At 41.4% G+C, this 19,234-nt stretch carries 23 protein-coding genes; 17 read left to right on the top strand and 6 right to left on the bottom strand.

The window, feature by feature from the left end:
- Positions 1-30: 30 nt before the first annotated feature.
- The 17 genes from gldC (at position 31) to yidD (ending at position 15,241) form a co-directional block, all read left to right on the top strand.
- Positions 31-375, top strand: coding sequence for a gliding motility protein GldC (gene gldC / locus KXJ59_RS14540; protein WP_295206177.1), 345 nt, complete (start codon positions 31-33; stop codon positions 373-375).
- 11 nt (positions 376-386) lie between these two features.
- Positions 387-842: a GatB/YqeY domain-containing protein gene (locus tag KXJ59_RS14535; protein WP_295206174.1), complete on the top strand. Its 456-nt coding sequence runs from the start codon at positions 387-389 to the stop codon at positions 840-842.
- 156 nt (positions 843-998) lie between these two features.
- Complete coding sequence (locus KXJ59_RS14530) at positions 999-1,544, top strand: CvpA family protein (RefSeq protein WP_295206172.1); 546 nt, start codon at positions 999-1,001, stop codon at positions 1,542-1,544.
- A gap of 155 nt (positions 1,545-1,699) precedes the next feature.
- Positions 1,700-2,473 carry an alpha/beta hydrolase gene (locus KXJ59_RS14525; RefSeq protein ID WP_295206170.1) on the top strand — a complete coding sequence of 258 codons (774 nt, stop codon included), beginning with the start codon at positions 1,700-1,702 and terminating at the stop codon, positions 2,471-2,473.
- Positions 2,474-2,513: 40 nt separating this feature from the next.
- Positions 2,514-3,173 (top strand): CBS domain-containing protein, encoded by a 660-nt coding sequence (locus KXJ59_RS14520; protein WP_295206167.1) that lies wholly within the window; start codon positions 2,514-2,516, stop codon positions 3,171-3,173.
- Between the two features lie 113 nt (positions 3,174-3,286).
- A complete protein-coding gene (locus KXJ59_RS14515; RefSeq protein WP_295206164.1) occupies positions 3,287-4,567 on the top strand; it encodes a Xaa-Pro peptidase family protein in 1,281 nt (426 codons plus the stop codon).
- Between the two features lie 84 nt (positions 4,568-4,651).
- The gene (locus KXJ59_RS14510; protein ID WP_295206161.1) at positions 4,652-6,082 is read left to right on the top strand and encodes a POTRA domain-containing protein; all 1,431 of its coding nucleotides are present in this window, start codon (positions 4,652-4,654) and stop codon (positions 6,080-6,082) included.
- An 80-nt stretch (positions 6,083-6,162) separates the two neighbouring features.
- A complete protein-coding gene (locus KXJ59_RS14505; RefSeq protein ID WP_295206158.1) occupies positions 6,163-7,041 on the top strand; it encodes an NAD kinase in 879 nt (292 codons plus the stop codon).
- Positions 7,042-7,375: 334 nt separating this feature from the next.
- On the top strand, positions 7,376-8,230 hold the full coding sequence (locus KXJ59_RS14500) for a DUF6089 family protein (RefSeq protein ID WP_295206155.1): 855 nt from the start codon (positions 7,376-7,378) through the stop codon (positions 8,228-8,230).
- A 108-nt stretch (positions 8,231-8,338) separates the two neighbouring features.
- Positions 8,339-9,106, top strand: coding sequence for an isoprenyl transferase (locus KXJ59_RS14495; RefSeq protein WP_295206152.1), 768 nt, complete (start codon positions 8,339-8,341; stop codon positions 9,104-9,106).
- 152 nt (positions 9,107-9,258) lie between these two features.
- Complete coding sequence (locus tag KXJ59_RS14490; RefSeq protein ID WP_295206149.1) at positions 9,259-11,997, top strand: POTRA domain-containing protein; 2,739 nt, start codon at positions 9,259-9,261, stop codon at positions 11,995-11,997.
- A 23-nt stretch (positions 11,998-12,020) separates the two neighbouring features.
- Positions 12,021-12,536, top strand: coding sequence for an OmpH family outer membrane protein (locus tag KXJ59_RS14485; RefSeq protein ID WP_295206146.1), 516 nt, complete (start codon positions 12,021-12,023; stop codon positions 12,534-12,536).
- A 38-nt stretch (positions 12,537-12,574) separates the two neighbouring features.
- Positions 12,575-13,192, top strand: a complete 618-nt coding sequence (locus KXJ59_RS14480; RefSeq protein WP_295206143.1) for an OmpH family outer membrane protein — start codon at positions 12,575-12,577, stop codon at positions 13,190-13,192.
- Between the two features lie 154 nt (positions 13,193-13,346).
- Positions 13,347-14,177 carry a glutamate racemase gene (gene murI / locus KXJ59_RS14475; protein ID WP_295206140.1) on the top strand — a complete coding sequence of 277 codons (831 nt, stop codon included), beginning with the start codon at positions 13,347-13,349 and terminating at the stop codon, positions 14,175-14,177.
- A 163-nt stretch (positions 14,178-14,340) separates the two neighbouring features.
- Positions 14,341-14,496 carry a 50S ribosomal protein L34 gene (gene rpmH, locus KXJ59_RS14470; protein ID WP_026774417.1) on the top strand — a complete coding sequence of 52 codons (156 nt, stop codon included), beginning with the start codon at positions 14,341-14,343 and terminating at the stop codon, positions 14,494-14,496.
- 97 nt (positions 14,497-14,593) lie between these two features.
- Positions 14,594-14,986 carry a ribonuclease P protein component gene (gene rnpA, locus KXJ59_RS14465; protein WP_295206138.1) on the top strand — a complete coding sequence of 131 codons (393 nt, stop codon included), beginning with the start codon at positions 14,594-14,596 and terminating at the stop codon, positions 14,984-14,986.
- Between the two features lie 24 nt (positions 14,987-15,010).
- On the top strand, positions 15,011-15,241 hold the full coding sequence (gene yidD / locus KXJ59_RS14460; RefSeq protein WP_295206135.1) for a membrane protein insertion efficiency factor YidD: 231 nt from the start codon (positions 15,011-15,013) through the stop codon (positions 15,239-15,241).
- A 79-nt stretch (positions 15,242-15,320) separates the two neighbouring features.
- On the opposite strand, the gene KXJ59_RS14455 is transcribed toward yidD, so the two are convergent.
- From KXJ59_RS14455 to KXJ59_RS14430, 6 genes are all read right to left on the bottom strand, one after another.
- Positions 15,321-15,926: a hypothetical protein gene (locus KXJ59_RS14455; protein ID WP_295206132.1), complete on the bottom strand. Its 606-nt coding sequence runs from the start codon at positions 15,924-15,926 to the stop codon at positions 15,321-15,323.
- Between the two features lie 118 nt (positions 15,927-16,044).
- Positions 16,045-16,644, bottom strand: a complete 600-nt coding sequence (locus KXJ59_RS14450) for a superoxide dismutase (protein ID WP_295206129.1) — start codon at positions 16,642-16,644, stop codon at positions 16,045-16,047.
- Positions 16,645-16,820: 176 nt separating this feature from the next.
- Positions 16,821-17,270 (bottom strand): nucleoside deaminase, encoded by a 450-nt coding sequence (locus tag KXJ59_RS14445; RefSeq protein ID WP_295206126.1) that lies wholly within the window; start codon positions 17,268-17,270, stop codon positions 16,821-16,823.
- 107 nt (positions 17,271-17,377) lie between these two features.
- On the bottom strand, positions 17,378-17,983 hold the full coding sequence (locus KXJ59_RS14440; RefSeq protein WP_295206123.1) for a YdeI/OmpD-associated family protein: 606 nt from the start codon (positions 17,981-17,983) through the stop codon (positions 17,378-17,380).
- Between the two features lie 111 nt (positions 17,984-18,094).
- The gene (locus KXJ59_RS14435; RefSeq protein ID WP_295206120.1) at positions 18,095-18,817 is read right to left on the bottom strand and encodes a DUF1080 domain-containing protein; all 723 of its coding nucleotides are present in this window, start codon (positions 18,815-18,817) and stop codon (positions 18,095-18,097) included.
- The gene (locus KXJ59_RS14430; protein ID WP_295206117.1) at positions 18,818-19,204 is read right to left on the bottom strand and encodes a c-type cytochrome; all 387 of its coding nucleotides are present in this window, start codon (positions 19,202-19,204) and stop codon (positions 18,818-18,820) included.
- Positions 19,205-19,234 lie beyond the last annotated feature (30 nt).

Here is a 19,234-nt window from a genome sequence, read left to right as displayed (position 1 = left end):
TATTTTTGCGCCTCATTTATATTTGATACTATGCATCAGTCAACGATTACGATCGACGTTCACCTGGATGAAAATAAAGTGCCACAGAATATTGAGTGGAAAGCCAGCGACAGTACCGCCGACATGGCTCAGCAGGCCAGGGCTATGATGGTAGCTTTTTGGGATGCAGCTGATAAATCGGCCCTTCGTATTGATCTCTGGACAAAAGATATGATGGTGGATGAAATGGCCGATTTTTATTACCAGACACTGATGGGTATGGCCGACACTTATATGCGTGCTACCCAGCAAACAGAATTGGTGGATGACATGAAAAAATTTGCCAAAGACTTCTACAAAAAATTCCGTGACAGTCAGGTAAAAGAAAACCAATAAAAATTACTGATATGAGCTTAGAAGAAAAAGTAATGGCGGGGATGAAAGAAGCCATGAAATCGAAAAATGAAGCATTGTTACGTGGTCTTCGTGCCATAAAAGCAGAAATCATTAAAGCCAAAACAGAACCCGGTGCCAATGGCCAGGTTTCAGAAGATGGCGAATTGAAGCTGCTGCAGAAACTGGTGAAGCAAAGAAAAGATTCGCTCGAAATATTTCAGCAACAAAACCGTACCGATCTGGCACAGAAAGAACAGGAAGAAATTACTGTAATAGAGCAGTTTCTGCCCAAACAATTAGATGCAGAAGAACTGAAAAAAATAGTAGCCGAAATAATTGCTACTGTTGGCGCTTCAGGTCCACAGGATATGGGTAAAGTAATGGGTACAGCAAGCAAACAACTCGCCGGACAAGCCGATGGTAAAACTATTTCGGCAGTGGTAAAGGAATTATTAGCGGGGAGCTAAGGGAGTCGTCAATAGTCAGTAGTGAGTAGAGAGGATGGCTGGCTTATCATTCACATATAGAGAATGTATAAATAAACATTATTTATACATTTAATAATTGCTATAAATTCTAAAAGATATTAATTACTCACTATTCACTGCTGACTACTCACTTCTATGCTTATCGACATCCTCTTCATCATCTGTATGGTTTTCGCCATTTTCAAGGGCTACCGCAATGGATTAATTGTGGCGGTATTTTCATTGCTGGCCATTATTATTGGTTTGGCTGCTGCCATGAAATTATCGGTATATGTTGCAAAGCAGTTGGGTGAATACACATCGGTATCGCAATCATGGTTACCCTTTCTTTCATTTGCACTGGTAATGATAACAGTAGTGATCCTGGTAAGATTAGGTGCTACTGCAGTTCAAAAAATGGCGGAACTTGTTTTACTGGGATGGCTGAATAAACTCGCAGGAATTGCACTGTATGCCATTCTATATATATTAGTGATGAGTGTATTGTTGTTTTTTGCTGAAAAGCTTCATTTAGTGGATGCCAATACAATTGCAACATCAAAAGTATACGGCTTTGTACAGCCATGGGGACCGAAAACAATTGACGGAATTGGTAAACTTATTCCTTTATTTAGCGATATGTTTGAGCGTTTATCTTCCTTTTTCGAAAGCGTTGGTAAGACACAGGAAACGGGCAAGTAATATCTGTAAGTATTTAAACATTCGTTTTTGCCGTTAAATCAGTATTTTAGCTAAGACTGAATACAATCTGAAGCCAGATTTAAACGTTACTGAATTTGTAAATGGTTTTTCTTTTATTTGTACCGGTCATAATGCTTGCATAAGAAATAAGCCCCATGAATTACGAGATCAAACACCAGGATAAATTTAAGTTCATCGAAGAAGGAGAAGGAGAACCTTTGTTATTGCTGCATGGGTTATTCGGGGCACTGAGCAATTTCGTGGACCTTATAGAGTATTTCAAACCTAAATACAAAGTAGTGGTACCTATGTTGCCACTTTTTGACCTTGATATTTTTCATACTTCTGTGGGTGGACTTGAAAAACACGTACAGAAATTTATTGAGGCACGTGATTACACCGGTATTCATTTACTGGGTAATTCATTGGGTGGTCATGTGGCATTGGTGCATATACTGAAGCATCCTGAAAGAATCAAGTCATTGATCCTGACCGGAAGCAGTGGTTTGTTTGAAAATGGAATGGGCGATAGTTATCCCAAGCGTGGCGATTATGAGTACATTAAAAAGAAAACACAGCTTACTTTTTTCGATCCCAATACGGCTACCAAAGAACTGGTAGATGAGGTTTTTGAAATTACCAATAACCGTATTAAAGTCATTAAAATTATTGCACTGGCTAAAAGCGCCATCCGTAATAACCTGGGAGAAGAACTGAACCAGATTAAACAACCTACTTTACTCATCTGGGGTAATAACGATACCATCACACCACCATTTGTAGGAAAAGAATTTAATCGACTGATTCCAAACAGTGAGTTGCATTTTGTAGATAAATGTGGTCATGCGCCTATGATGGAAGTACCAGGAGAGTTCAATCGTATACTGGATGATTTTTTGCATAAATTAAGTGTTGCCCCGCAACCTTAATAACTATTGAAGCGTATATTTAGTAAGAGGAGGATTTATCATGCTCGCATCGCAGTTAATCAATACCGGATTTCCCGCAGTTAATCTTTTCGATAAGGTATCTTTTGCACTTCAGTTAATGGAAGACTACGATTTGCTGCACCTGCCCGTACTGAGTGAAGAAAAATTTGCCGGTATTATTGAAAAAGCCGACCTGCTTGATGCAGACGAAGATGGATTACTGGCATCGCTCGAACAATCACTTAAAAAACTTTTTGTAAAAGGCGAAGAACATTTTCTGGCAGCTGTTAAACAGGTGGCAGAAAATGAACTGAGTATGCTGCCGGTTATTAATGAGCAACATGAATTACAGGGCATTATTCCTGCTAAATCTTTATTTACCCATGTGTCGCATTTTCTGGGAAACAATGAAAAAGGCGGTGTAATTGTACTTGAAACAGATAAACGACATTTTTCTTTTGGTGAAATCAGCCGCCTGGTAGAAACCAATGATGCTTATATAACGCAGCTTAATACTTACCCTGAGAGCGATACAGGGCTGGTAATTGTAACCATCAAGATCAATAAAATTGAAGTATCAGATATTGTGGCCACTTTCCAGCGCTACGATTATGTGGTACGGTATTATTTTGGTGAAGAACAGTATGCCAATGAATTAAAAGAAAACTATAACCATTTACTGGCCTACCTGAATATGTAAGAGGCAGTAAGTATTCCTGCCCTTTTTTGGATAAGATATAAGAACCTTCGATCAATATTCTGGGCACAGTATTACTGCTCTTCTGCTAACTTGATTTTTCCTAATACACTATTATGAAAAGAAGAGCTTTTATCAACCTGTCTGTAGTAACTGCCGGTACCGGCGCAGTCATTGGGCTAAATGCCTGTTCAACAAAAGCGTCAGACAGTAAGGATCCTGCTAACATATTGGCAGCGCTGCAACCTATGACAAAAGATATTCAGCCTATTACATCGGAAGAACGAGGGGCCAGGATTAAAAAAGCGCAACAGTTGCTCACTGAAAACAATATGAAGGCGTTGATACTCGATGCAGGAACCGCCATGGTGTATTATACCGGTATCCGCTGGGGCAGAAGCGAAAGAACCATGGTAGCTGTTATTCCTGCGGCAGGCGAAGTATTTTATATATGCCCCGGTTTTGAAGAAAACCGTTTACGCGAACTGATAAAAATTGGTAAACAGGTATATGCATGGCAGGAAGATGAAAGTCCATACCAGTTAATCGTTCAATCCCTGCAGGCTGTGGGTATTACAGGAGGGGCATTGGCGGTGGAAGAATCGATCCGCTTTTTTATCATGGATGGCGTACGTAAACTGGCACCACAATTCAGTTTTGTAAGTGGCGATCCTGTTACTATTCCCTGCAGACTCATTAAATCGCCCGCAGAAATTGCATTAATGCAGAAAGCAACAGATATTACCATAGCCGCGATGAAAATTGGTATCAGCAGTTTACACGAAGGGATGTCGCCCAAAGAATTTTCTGATATTGTTACAACGGCTCAGAACAGGTTTGGTGGCAGCAGCGATTTTGCCATGGTAAATTTTGCAGAAGCATCGGCATTTCCGCACGGAAGTACCCAGCCGCAGCAACTTAAGAAAGGAGATATTGTGTTGATGGACTGCGGTTGCAGGGTAGAGGGGTATTCATCCGATATCAGTCGCACCATTGTATTTGGTGCTGCACCCACTGCACGCCAGCAGGAAATATGGAACCTGGAAAAAGCGGCACAAACCGCAGGTTATAAAGCCGCACAGATTGGAACAGCTTGTGAAAATGTTGATGCGGCAGCGCGTAAAGTAATTACTGATGCCGGTTTCGGCCCCGGCTACCAGTTGCCCGGTTTGCCACACCGCACAGGCCATGGTATTGGTATGGATGGCCATGAGTGGGGTAATATGGTAAAAGGAAACAAGTTACGCTTGCAGGCAGGTATGTGTTTTAGTATTGAACCTAATATTTCGATTGTTGGTGAATTTGGTGTGAGGCATGAAGACTGTGTATACATGACAGAAAGCGGACCCAAATGGTTTTCACAGCCGGCTCCAGCAATTGATCAACCTTTTGTGTAGCAGAAGGCTGTTAAACAAAGCAACCCGGGCACAATTCAGAAGCGATTCCCCTATTTTTACAAATTCTGATCGAAATAACCGGGGATGCGCATGAGGCTATTTTTCTTTTTTTGCTGGATATTACTGACCGGTTCACTATTGGCACAGGATCAGGATTCTCTCATAACCGGAAGAAGCCTCTCGGAACTGGTTGCCTCAAAAAGTATCTTTCAACTGATTGGTGAAGTGAAAGTGAATGGCAATAAAAAAACCAAAGAATACATTATTCTCCGCGAAACGCCTTTTAAAAAAGGAGACCGCATACCAGCGGGCAATCTGGATAAATTATTGGAACTGGCCAAACAACAGGTAATGAATACGCTACTCTTTGTAGATGTAAATGTATATGTGGCTGCCAAAAAAGGGAATGTAGTACTGATTAATATAGATGTAAAAGAACGATGGTATTTTTTCCCCCTGCCTTATTTCAGACTGGTAGACCGTAATTTTAACCAGTGGTGGGTGGAGCAGAAAAGAAGTCTTGAACGGGTAAACTATGGACTGAAGTTTATTCAGAATAATGTGAGTGGACGAAACGACAACCTCGATATCTGGTTTATTAATGGATATACGCAGCAGTTTACTGTCAGGTACGACAGACCTTTTATAGACAGAAAATTAAAACAGGGCTTAAATGTAGGTGTTATCCGCGCTACACAAAAAGAACTGAATTATGCTACCGGCAATAATAAACAGTTGTTTAGCCGGCAGGATTATATCGTAAGAAAATTTACCCGCGTAGATCTTACCTATTCTTATCGCCCCGATGTTCGAAACAGGCATTATTTCAGGGTGGCCTATAACAATGAAGAGGTAGCCGATACCATTCTAAAACTTAATCCGCTTTATTTTCCGGGTGGGGTAACAAGGTTTCAGTATGTAGACTTTAATTACCAGTATAAATATTATAATGTTGATTATATACCATATCCAACCAAAGGGTTTCAGTTAGAAGCAAGTTTGTATAAAAGGGGCACTACCAAAAACACCAACCTCTGGCTTACCAGTGCCAGAGCCGTATATGCAAAACCTATTTCAAAAAATAGTTTTTTACACCTGGAAGGATTGGGCATTTTAAAACTGCCTTTTAATAATGTCTATTTTAATCAGCGACTGATTGGTTATGGTTTTAACCAGATGCGTGGGCTGGAATACAATGTAGTAGACGGAGTGGCTGCCGGGATTTTAAAAACGAGTGTACATAAAAAAATATTCGGATTTATTCTGCGTAATCCGTTTCCGAGTAAAACACATGATAAAATACCCATCCGTTTCTTCCTGAAAGCCTATGGCGATCTGGGCTATGGTTATAACAGTAATCCAATATCATCAAACACACTGAACAATAAACTTTTACGCACCTGGGGACTTGGACTCGATATTGTTTCGATCTATGATTTTGTGTTTAAAATTGAATACAGCTTTAACCAACTGGGCCGCAATGGCTTATATTTACAGAGCAGGAACGATTTTTAAAACAGGTATCCTGTTTAAGCGGTTTGTTATGAAATGTGAATGATGACAGGGGAGATAAACCACAGTTTAAATGAACCAATATGAAAATTGCTATTTATAGCCGTGGACTCGATGCCGATATGGGCAATCCATTACTGGTATTGCTCGATGAACTGGAACGATACGAAACCCAGATATATATTTATCAGCCCTTGATCGCCACCATGCATATTCCTTTGCAGAAGGCGGAAAAAATGACTCCGTTTTACAGCTCCGATGACCTGAATGGTGAGATCGACTGTCTGATAAGTCTCGGTGGCGATGGTACCATACTCGATGCGGTAACGCTTGTACGAGATACCGGTATTCCTATACTTGGTATCAACTTCGGCAGGCTGGGTTTTCTGGCGAGTATTAGTCCGGAAGAACTGAGCAGTGCCGTTGATGCACTCATCAACCGCACTTTTGTAGTAGATAAACGAACCCTTATTCATCTCGATTCGAATCAACCCCTTTTTGGAGATGCACCTTTTGCACTGAATGAGTTTGCTATTCATAAAAGGGATATCTCACCCATGATTAAAATTCATACTTACCTGAATGGTGAGTTCCTGAACAGTTACTGGGCCGATGGATTGATTGTTTCTACCCCAACGGGTTCCAGCGGGTATAACCTGAGTTGTAATGGTCCGATACTCTTTCCGGAGTCGGCGAGCTTTGTAATTACACCGGTGGCACCGCATAACCTGAACGTACGTCCCATTATTGTACCCGATAATAACGTTATTTCTTTTGAAGTGGAAGGCAGGGCTGACCAGTTTATCTGTGCCCTCGATGCGAGAAGAGAAATAGTAGATAAAACAGTACAACTGGCAGTACGCAGAGAAAAATTCGCCGTAAACCTGGTACGGCTCAATGAAAATAGTTTTCTTTCTACCCTGCGCAGCAAACTTACCTGGGGGCTGGATAAGAGAAACTAATTATTGTCAGGGGAAGATTTAAAAAAGCAACGAGCCTTGAGCCACGAGCTGTGGGTTGATGGGTGAAGAATAGTTGCTAAAATTTGTCTGTAACCCCAAGACACACACAAGGCTCATAGCTCACAGCCCAAAATAGGATAGAATTCAGGCAACGCTGCCCATTATTTATTTATCTGTTCCTGTGAAAGAAAGATATTTTTAAAGATTTTGACTGGTAACGGTGATTTGGCCGGCTGTTTGTAGTGATATCTTTCATTGAAATAGAGAGAAATTAACTTTTATAGTAACATTTTTTGGTGCTATTTTACAGGGATGTAAGCACCCGATAGATTCTATGTTTAAAAAAGCAATCGTTACCGCAGCATTATTCCTGGGTTTGCAAGAAGCAAACGCACAACTGATGGAGAGCTTTGTTCACCAGGGTGAAGTAGGTGTATCCGTTGGTGCCGCTCATTATTTTGGTGACCTGAATCCGAATATAAAGGTAAACCGTCCCAAAATTGCTGCCGGCTTGTTTTTCCGTAAACAGATCAGTAATTATATCGGTGTGCGTGTGTCGGCCGATTATGCCATGCTGGGTTATTCAGATATCTACAGCGATAATGCCGCACAACGCAGACGTAACCTGAGTTTTAACAGTAACGTGTGGGAGCTGTCTGTGGCTGGTGATTTCAATTTTTTTCGTTTTCAACCCGGATTCAAAGGTTACCATTACACGCCATATGTAGGCATTGGTGTGGGTGTGTTTTCTCATGATCCCTATGCTTACCTGAATGGCGAAAAGATACAACTGCGCCCATTGGGTACAGAAGGTCAGGGAAGTTCTTTGTACCCCGATCTCAAACCTTATAATCCTATTGCCATCAGTATACCCTTTACAGTAGGCTTTAAGTATGCCCTTAACGAACAGATGAACCTGTTTGGAGAGCTTACCTACCGTTTTACCAATACCGACTACCTCGACGATGTAAGCGGTTTATATGCACCCGATGCTTTTCCTCCTTTACCCGATGGCTCACCTTCACCGGCCTTCCTGTTGCAGGACAGAAGTTATGAAACCGGGGCTTCCATCGGTATCAAGGGGCGTCAGCGGGGTAATAGCCCACAAAAAGACGCTTTCGCCACTTTTAAAGTAGGGGTGTCGTTTAGTCTCCAATCTTATAAATGCCCCACAGTTAGTACCCGTTAAGCTAATTTTAGGCTGAAAAAGGGCTTTGGGGCTATATTTCTGTCAATTAAATCCCTCTAACCCATTGATTTTGTTAATTTCGCAGCCTTAATACCGTAGGGAACGACCATGGAGTCATCACTCATTGCACAAATCGATAAAGATCGTCTGCCTAAACATATTGCCATCATTATGGATGGTAATGGACGTTGGGCAGAAGAAAAGGGGCAGGAAAGATTATATGGCCATTTTCATGGTGTGGAGAGTGTACGAAATATTGTAGAAGGCTGTGCCGAATTGGGTATTGGTTATCTCACACTGTATGCATTCAGCACCGAAAACTGGGATCGCCCGGTACAGGAAGTAGAAGGTTTAATGGCCCTGTTGGTAGATACCATCCGCAAAGAAGTGCCAACACTCAATAAGAACAATATACGTTTACATGTGATTGGCGATATGCAGATGTTACCCGAATTTGCCCGCAAAGAGTTGAATGAAGCACTTGAAATGACAGCAGCTAATACAGGCCTGAACCTTGTGATGGCATTGAGTTATAGCAGCCGCTGGGAACTGATGAATGCGGTAAAACAGATTGGACTGGATGTAAAAGCAGGAAAAGTTGACCCTGAAACCATTAACCAGGATACGTTGCAGCAATACCTGTCTACCAGCCAGTTTCCCGATCCGGAACTCATGATACGTACCAGCGGTGAATACAGGATCAGTAATTTTCTTTTATACCAGCTGGCGTATGCAGAATTATATTTTACCAATACCCGCTGGCCCGATTTCAGAAAGGATCATTTATACGAAGCTATTCTCGACTTTCAGATGAGGGAGCGCAGGTTTGGAAAAACAGGCCACCAGATACAGAATGAAACCACATTGGCCTCATAAAAGTCTTAAATCCTTTCCAATAGTAAAATAAGGTGGTTGATTTAACAAAGACTTTTAATAATTCCCGTTAATTTGCCCCGCTTAGATAACCCAAAACCATTGCAGAGACTGCTGAATAAGAGACCAGCCAGTTGATGAAAAACAGAATCCGGATGCAGAAAGTGTACAAATTTTTAGTGTTGGTGTTAGTATCATCTCTGGCAGGCAATTTTGCTTATGCACAGGAAGCAAAAAAAGATACGGTCATCACTTCCGTAGATGCAGAGCTGCTGAATATTTTCAATCAGCGAACACCCAAAAAATATAAAGTAGCAGCTATTAGGGTAACGGGAAATAAATTCTTTGATGAGAATCTCTTGATATCTATTGCCAATATTAATGTAGGAGATGAAATTGGTATTCCGGGTGGTGATGCTTTTTCGAAAGCCATTACTAAATTATGGGACCAGAAATATTTCAGCGATGTAGAGATCTATATCACCAAACTGGTAGATAAAGAAATTGAAATTGAAATAGCCGTAACCGAAAGGCCACGATTATCTAATTTTCTTTTCAGAGGTGTGCGTAAGGGTGAATCGGAAGACCTCACCGGTAAATCGGGTCTGGTACGTAACCGTGTGATTACGGAGAATATGAAAATTTCTGCGATTGAAGCCATCAAGAAATTCTACGGCGAAAAAGGATACCAGAACGCTACTGTAAGAATTGATGAAAGACCTGATACTACTTTCGACAATACACTGATCCTCGAATTTGTGGTGAATAAAGGCACTAAAGTAAAGATCAATAATATAAACTTTGGTGGCAATACGGTGGAAGCTGCCAAGCTGAAAAAACAATTCAAAGGCACCAAAGAGAAGTCGAGATTTACACTTAACCCGTCTTTCGACAGCGGCCAGATTGTAACAGTACAGCGTTACGATTTTGAACAATACTGGAAGGAGAAAGGGTTTCTTACACTCAGCAAGACCAAAAAAGTGCTTGATCCATACGCACGTTTTAAATTGTCATCTGCCAAATTCGATCAGATAAAATTCAGTGAAGACAAAGAGAGTCTGTTGTCTTATTATAACTCACTTGGTTATCGTGACGCGGTGATTGAAAAAGATACCGTGTATTTTAATAAAGCCGGCAACCTGAATATCGACCTGAAAGTAAATGAAGGACGTCGTTATTACTTTGGTAACATCACCTGGAGAGGTAATACCAAGTATTCCGATTCAGTTCTTACAGCAATCATGGGTATCAGAAAAGGTGATATCTATAACCTTGATGTACTCAATAAAAAACTCGGAAAATCAGCTTCACCTGAAGGGGGCGATATCAGTGGTATTTACCAGGATGATGGTTACCTGTTTTTCCGTACCGATCCTGTAGAAACAGCCGTGTACAATGATACCATCGATTTTGAAATCAGAATCATTGAAGGCCCGCAGGCTACTATTAAAAATATCCGCATCAGTGGTAACGACAGAACCAAGGAACACGTAATTCGTCGGGAACTGAGAACCATACCGGGTGAAAAATTCAGCCGGAGTGATTTAATCCGCTCACAGCGTGAGATTGCGCAGTTGAATTATTTCAACCAGGAAAAAATTGGTATTAACCCCATCCCCAATCCCGAAGACGGAACCGTGGATATTAATTACAGCGTGGAAGAAAAGTCGAGCGATCAGTTAGAACTGAGTGCAGGCTGGGGCGGTGTAATTGGTTTAACGGGAACACTGGGTGTATCGTTCAACAATTTCTCCATCAGAAATATCTGGAAGAAATCGGCCTGGGATCCATTGCCAATGGGTGATGGACAAAAACTGAGTTTGCGTGTACAGAGCAATGGTAAAGCATTCCGCTCTTATAACTTCTCTTTTACCGAACCCTGGTTAGGTGGCAAGAAAAGAAATGCACTTACTTTCAGTATTTATAATACCCGTTTCGGACAAACATTTGATCCAAGAACCGGTCTCTTTGATCCGAATTATGCAAATACCAGTTTTATATCTACAACCGGAGCAACCATCAGCCTGGCCAAACAATTGAAATGGCCTGATGACTTTTTCTCTTTGTCGATGGGTTTAAACTTTACCCGGTATAAACTGAGCAATTATGCCATCGATCCAATTAACCTGCCTGGCTTTGATAATGGTAATGTACACAACTTCAATTTCAGGATAGCATTACAGCGTTCATCGGTAGATCAGCCATTGTTTCCGCGTTCGGGTTCAAACTTTATGCTGAGTCTGGCGGTAACTCCACCTTATTCACTCATCAACCCGAATATTACTACTGCAGCCAATCCTTATCGTTGGGTAGAATATCATAAATGGCGCTTTAATGGCGAATGGTTTGTACCGTTGGGAAGACCACATGGTGAAGACAGGAACAAACAATTTGTACTGCGCGCCTCTGCCAAATTTGGTTTCCTGGGTAAGTTCAATAAGAAACTGCAGATTTCTCCTTTTGAGCGTTTCCAGGTAGGTGATGCGGGCTTGAGTAACCAGTTTGCTTTACTGGGTTACGATATCATTGCACACCGTGGTTATCCTGTTTATGATAACTCAAACCCCAAAGTGAACCCCGATCAGCAGACTGCCAGACAATATTTTACAATTTTTAACAAATACACCATGGAGCTCAGGTACCCCCTGAGTCTGAATCCGAGCAGTACCATCTATGGGCTTGCATTCTATGAGGCTGCAAACGGTTGGTTTAATATCAAAGATTATAATCCATTTAAGCTCCGGAGGTCTGTTGGACTGGGTATGCGCTTCTTCCTGCCTATGTTTGGACTGCTCGGATTTGATTATGGCATAGGATTGGATAGGTTTTCACCAAACGGTTCCATGAAAGATGCAGCAAGGTTTACCTTTATGTTGGGCTTTGAACCGGAATAAACCTGAACCCTAAAAAAAAGTTTATGAAAAAAACCTTACTCATTGCACTGGTATTGGTATGTATGGTCTTCGCAACACAAGCACAACAGCGTTATGCCATCATCGATACAAAATATATCCTGGAGCGTATTCCGGAGTATCGCGATGCTGATAAAAAACTGCAGCAGGTAGGCGAGCAATGGCAAAAAGAGATCGATGATAAACAGGTACAGCTCGATAAAATGTATAAGAACTATGAGGCTGAGCAATTTATGCTTACCGAAGACCTGAGAAAGAAAAGGGAGGATGAATTGTTTGTAAGGGAAAAAGAGATCCGCGACCTGCAGAAAAAACGTTTTGGATATGAAGGCGACCTGTTTAAGGAACGCCAGCGTCTGATAAAGCCGGTTCAGGACAGGGTATACAATGCCGTTCAGAAAATGGCACTGGCCCGTTCCTACGACTTTGTACTCGATAAAAGTGAAGGAATTACCGTTATATTTGCCGACCCCAAACTGGATAAAAGCGATGATATCCTGAAAGAACTGGGGATTAAATAAGAACAACTAAAACCAAATTTTCACAAACCCTCTCTACAATGAAGAAATTATTACTTGTGTGTGTGACTGTAGCGGCCAGCTTACTGTTCTCCAACAATGCTCAATCTCAGGTTAAGATCGGATATTTTGATGAGCAAACCCTGTTGAGCCTGTTTCCCGGTATCGACAAAGTTGATACACTGATGAATTCCTATGTTAGAGATTCATTGAATGTAGAATACCAGTATTCAGTAGTAGAATACCAGCGCAGAGACAGCCTTTTCAAAAAAGATTCTGCAACCATGCCTGCCAAAGCAAGAGAAATGGCAGTAGGTGAATTAAACAGGTTATACTACAAAATAGCCAACTGGCAGCAATACGCCCAGGAAATGCAGCAGGATAAAATGGATCGTTTGTTGTTGCCTTACAGACAGCAAATGGTGGCAGCATTACAACAGGTGGTTGCCGAAAATAAGTACACACTTGTATTAAAAGCAGAAGCTATTTCTCCTTATATAGATCCAAGTTTAAGCATACTTGATAACCTGACCATTCGTACAGCTATCAAATTGAAACTGGAACTGCCTAAGGAATGGACAGACGCCTGGAAAGCAGCTGGTGGAACTGTACCTGGAGCAACAGGTGCCAAACCTCCGGCCCCAAAGCCCAAGCAATAAAATAATTGATATACAACCAGGAAAATCCCAGCTGTTTACGGCTGGGATTTTTGTTTGCAGGCATCGCACATCATAACTAAATAAAACCTCACCGCTGGAATAACTGCAAACAGAACCGGATAAACCCTCACAATAGATGCCTTAACTTTGTTACATGACAGAAACAAAGCCCATCGGGGTTTTTGACAGCGGTTACGGAGGTCTTACAGTGTTGAAGGAAATGGTAAAAACATTACCTCAATACGATTATCTCTATTTAGGTGATAATGCGCGTGCGCCTTATGGCCCCCGTTCATTTGATACGGTATACCAGTATACCCTTCAATGCGTACAGTGGTTTTTTGCACAGGGCTGCGAGCTGGTTATACTGGCCTGCAATACGGCATCTGCAAAAGCCTTAAGAACCATTCAGCAAAACGACCTGCCTTTGATGCACCCGGATAAAAGAGTATTGGGTGTTATACGGCCCACTACTGAAGTGATAGGGGAATACAGTAAAACAGGATCGGTAGGAATTTTAGGTACAACAGGTACTGTAGTGAGCGAAAGCTACCCCATAGAAATAGCCAGATTCTTTCCTTCCATTAAAGTGTTTCAGGAAGCATGTCCTATGTGGGTACCCCTGGTTGAAAACAATGAATACGATAAACCCGGGGCCGATTATTTTATCCAGCAACACCTTCAGCAGTTGTTTAAGCGCTCTGCTGATATTGATACCCTGTTGCTTGCGTGTACACATTATCCGCTACTGATAAATAAAATAAAAAGATTTGCACCGGCAGGAACCACCATATTATCTCAGGGCGAAATTGTAGCCCGTAGTTTAAAAGATTACCTGGAACGACACCCACATATTGCCAATCATTGTACACAAAAAGGGGAACGCCGTTTTTTTACAACCGATTCAGTAACAGATTTTGATAGCCATGCGAGCATATTTTTTGGGGAACCGGTCGCTTCTGAACATGTAGAACTTTCCAGATAAACTTTTTTTGCACTGATAATCAATGGTTTAAAAAATCAAAACGGTTTTTTTCACTATTTTTCATTGCTTTTCCTTAGTTTTGCCGTCCTTTCACAGACAGCAGTATGGTGACTGCCGTAATGAAATGAAACAAGATTATTGGGTTAGCTAAAAAAACGTAATTATGAAACGTACATTTCAACCGCATAAACGCCGCCGTAAATCTGTTCACGGATTTCGTAAGCGTATGCAAACTGCCAACGGTCGTAAAGTATTGGCCAGCCGCAGAGCGAAAGGCCGCAAGAAACTGACTGTTTCCAGCGAGAAAGGATTAAAATAAATCATTCCCATCTCAGCCGCCTTCGATGGCGGAGGAGAATGAAGAAAAATATAAAGTCCCGCTTTACGGCGGGACTTTTTTAGTTTAGTGGCAGGCAATGAAACCATTTAGTTATAACAAAAAGGAAAAGCTGAAAAGCAGAACACAACTGGAAGCCATTTTCAGTTCCGGTAAAACCTTTTCGGTATTTCCGCTGAAAGTATTTTTTCTGGAGACAGCTGCTACTCAAACAGAAAGGGTAAAAGCAGGTGTAGGGGTAAGTGCCCGGCATTTTAAAAAAGCCGTGCATCGAAACAGGATCAAAAGATTATTGAGAGAAGCCTATCGGCTCGAAAAACAAAACCTGCACGAGCAACTCAGTGACCAGCAAAAACAGATAGCTGTTTTCTTTTTATACATCGACAAAGAAATGCCGGCTTTTGAAATAATCAGAGACAGAATGAAAGATTGTATAGCAAAACTTCAAAAAAAATTGAGCCCCGAAAAATAACTCATTACTCACTATTCACAACTGATGAAATTCCTGCTACAAATACTCGGCTACCCCTTCATTCTGTTGATCCGTTTTTACCAATACGTGATCTCGCCAGCAATGGGTCCAAAATGCAGGTTTACCCCTACCTGTTCTGAATATGCTGTAACAGCTTTACAAAAGCATGGATTATTTAAAGGAGGCTGGCTGGCTATTAAACGCATCAGCAAATGCAGACCCGGCGGCGGACATGGCTATGATCCGGTGCCCTGAGAAACAGAGAAACGGAGAAACAGAGGAATGTCGAATGTCCAATTAAGAAGTAGTTGGACATTCGACATTCCTCTGTTTGTTATTCTTCTGTTTTCTTCCCTCCTGTCATCCCCTCCAATCTGGCAATGGTTTCGCGGATTTCTTTGATGCTGTAGAAACGGTATACTTCAGGAGCTTTACCGTCTTTGCTTTCTGCGGAACGCATATTATGAAAAGGTCCAACAATGATGGCCTCGAAATTATCGGTGATATGTGCGGTTGAATTGGGCAGGATATAAAAATTACGATTGGCCTTGCTTACATTTTTATTGTTCACCAGGTTATGTAATGAATCAATTTTGAAACGTAAAGCTTCCTGTGTAATTACCTGATTACTCAGTTGTGGATCGGTATAATTAACCTGGCTGCCGATGATGGTATCGTTTTTTACATTCACGATATAATATCCATTTTCGGTAAGTGTAACTTTGGCTTCACCAGATGGGGTATTGAGCGTTAGTTCCACATTCTTCCCTACAAAATCAACTGTTTTATCTTCATGTCCGGCGCCATCAGTTGCTTTAATGGTTTTGGTATCGGTATTCACGTCAACCGAGCCCTTGCTAAATATCACCACTCTTTTCTGATCTGACGAGCAGGATGCGAGCAGCAGGATGGCAGTTAAACAGGAGATGATTGATTTCATAAGTAGTAGTTAATAAAGTAAATAAAATTAAACTTCAAGCTGCAAGCATCAAGCTGCAAGAAGAAATATGCTTGTAGCTTGAAGCCTGTGGCTTGAAGCTACAAGCTCTTGGCTAAAATTATTTTGCAAAACGCTCCGCTACTTTATTCCAGTTCACCACATTCCAGAATGCTGCAAGGTAATCGGCACGACGGTTCTGGTATTTGAGGTAATAAGCATGTTCCCAAACATCGGCTCCTAAAATGGGTGTTCCTTTTACTTCGGCTACATCCATTAAAGGGTTATCCTGATTGGGAGTAGAACTTACTTCCAGTTTGCCGTCTTTCACAATCAACCATGCCCAGCCACTTCCGAAGCGGGTCATGCCGGCGTTGGCAAATTTTTCTTTGAATACATCAAAAGAACCAAAAGCACTGTTGATAGCATCGGCCAAAGCACCGGTAGGAGCTCCGCCTGCATTAGGTGCCAGACTCTCCCAGAAAAATGTATGGTTCCAGTGACCCCCACCATTATTTCGTACAGCAGGGCTGATAGAACCTGCTACAGCAACCAGTTGTTCCAGACTCTTGCCTTCATGTTCTGTTCCGGCAATGGCTTTATTGAGGTTGTCTACATAGGCCTGATGGTGCTTACCATGATGAATCTGCATGGTAGCAGTATCGATATGCGGTTCCAGTGCATCGTGTGCATAGGGTAAAGCTGCTAATGTAAATGCCATAACTATATTTTTATATGATTAAAGTGTAGTCAACAAATTTACTGTGCTTCTTTTGAATGAAGATGAATTGTTTCTTAATTCGAAAGAAAGCCATAAGCAGCAAGCTACAAGTTTCAAGCTTCAAGTTGAAATAACTCATTTCTTAAAGCTTGTAGCTTGTGGCTTGTAACTTTTTTTCAGCGTTTCTGCTGAAAAAAATTCTTCATCAGCCAGGCACATTCATCTTGTAAAATACCACTGATAATTGCTGTCTTTGGATGAAAGGGGCTTTGTTGTTCCCTGATATGTTTTCTGAAACCATTCTTTTCATCACCTGCACCATAAACAATAGAACCAATTTTACCCCAATAAAGGGCGCCACAACACATTAAACAGGGTTCGAGGGTTACATAAAGTGTGGCATCGGGAAGGTATTTGGTACCCATACTACTATAGGCAGAAGTTAAGGCGAGTATTTCTGCATGTGCGGTAGAGTCGTTCAATAATTCTACCTGGTTATGTCCGCGTGAAATAATCTTATTATTCATTACTACAACAGCTCCTACAGGCACTTCATCTGCATCAAATGCCAGTTGTGCTTCTTTTAATGCCTGTTGCATGTAGTATTCGTGGGTTTCGGGATGCATAGGGGTCAAAAGTCAAAAGTCAAAAGCCAAAATTCAAAAAGAGATCAAAAATCAAAGATCAGCAAATCAAACATAAAATCCTACATCTGCGATCAGACATCTGCCATCTATCTGTATTTCCAGTTCCTGTCTTTTCCTTCCTCCAGCCATTGCAACATGGTAGCGATGCGCTTTTCACGGGTAGGTTCGGTTTTGGCTTCGGTAATCCATTCAACATATTCTTTTTTATGTGAGTAAGGGAAGGATTCAAAAGTAGTAGCTGCTCTTTTATTTTTCTTCAGCGCATTGGTGATATAAGAAGGAATATCCAGTTTTTTAGGATCTGCCTTTGGTTTAGCGGGTAGTTTAATGCCTGCTTCATTCAGCGCAACAGCTTCTTTTATATAAGCGATCATGATCTTAGCTGCAGGAAGATCTTTAATACTGGTAATCCTGTCGAAATGCCCCATGGCACCCCTGTCTTTGGTTTGCAGAATTTTATCAGGGTCCTTCATTATAGAAGCTTTCCAAAACCCAAAAGCACAGTGATGTTTAAAAGAAGCCATACTGCAAACCACACCTTTGTATTCAAAATGCGGGAAACTCCATTTCATGGTTTCAGTAATATCCGGACAGGCTTTATGCACCAGTTTGCGTATATGCTGGAGTATGGGTTTTGCAAATACCTCTGCTTTGCTGATATAAGCATCTATGCGTGGATCTGTAAGAGGCATGAGCTAAAGTAGGCAGAAGATTTGAAAAACTGAAAGATGAAGAATAGCAGGAAAAATAAAAACCGCCTCTGAATGAAGCGGTTTTATTTACTGATTTTCTGTTTCTTATTCTCACAGTTTCTTTACCACAATATTCCTATACCAGACATGATCACCATGATCCTGTAAGGCAATATGACCTTTAAAATTTTTACCAAAAGCAGGCATCGATTTAAATTTGCTGTTGGCGATCATCTGGTTCCATTGTTCATCACCATAAGTAGTGGTGAGAATAGATTCGCCATTCAGCTTAAACTCCAATTTACCGGCATTGCTGATGATTTCGGCGGTGTTCCATTCTCCTACTGGTTTGGTAACACCTTCTTTACCGGCTACCAAGTCGTACAGGTTACCAGAACGGTGTTTATTGATTTTTGCATCAGCATGACCATCATTATCCAGTACCTGCATTTCCGGACCGGTATACCAGACATATTTATATTTCGCCGGATCATTCTGTACCCAGAAAATAATACCACTGTTGCCATTTTTAGCAATCTTCCAGTCTAGTTTGAGGTGAAAATTCTCCAGCTCCAGCTCATGAATAATATCACCACGCCCCGATTTGTCTGATGCATCCAGGTGAAGGGTACCGTCTTCTACTTTCCAGGAGCCGCCAAGTGTGTCTTTGCCATAAGTAGTCCAGCCTTTAGCTGTTTTACCGTCGAACAGAGAAATCCAGCCTCTTTTTTGTGGAGTGTTACGCAAGGAGGATGTTGTTTTTTTTTCTGTCGTAGTATTTCCCAATACCAGCACACTGATAATGGCTGTTATAAACCAGTTTTGGAACATCATTTATTTCTTTAAGAGGAAAATATATTTTACCATGGCTTTGGCATCATCTTCAGTGATACCGGGATGCCCAGTCATAGGCACAGCACCCCAAACACCCTGTCCGCCTTTGATAATTTTGCCAGCCAGCATGGTTATATTTTCATCTGTATTTTCATATTTCTCAGCCACTTCTTTATAAGATGGTCCGATGAGTTTATCACTTACTTTGTGACAAGTAAGACAGTCTGATTTGCCAATCAGTTCCAATCCTTTTACATAATCTGGATTACTGCTTAAATCATCTGAAGCAGTGACAGCAGGTGCGGCTGCGGTGTCTTTTTTCTCTTCGTTACCTCCGCATGCCGCCATCAGGGCCAGCAGGGAAAGGGATACTAAGTACTTTTTCACGGTTTATGGTTTTGTGGTTTGGTTATTTGT

This window comes from Sediminibacterium sp. (assembly GCF_019264485.1).
GTDB lineage: Bacteria > Bacteroidota > Bacteroidia > Chitinophagales > Chitinophagaceae > Sediminibacterium.
This window is presented reverse-complemented; position numbering and strand designations above follow the sequence as displayed.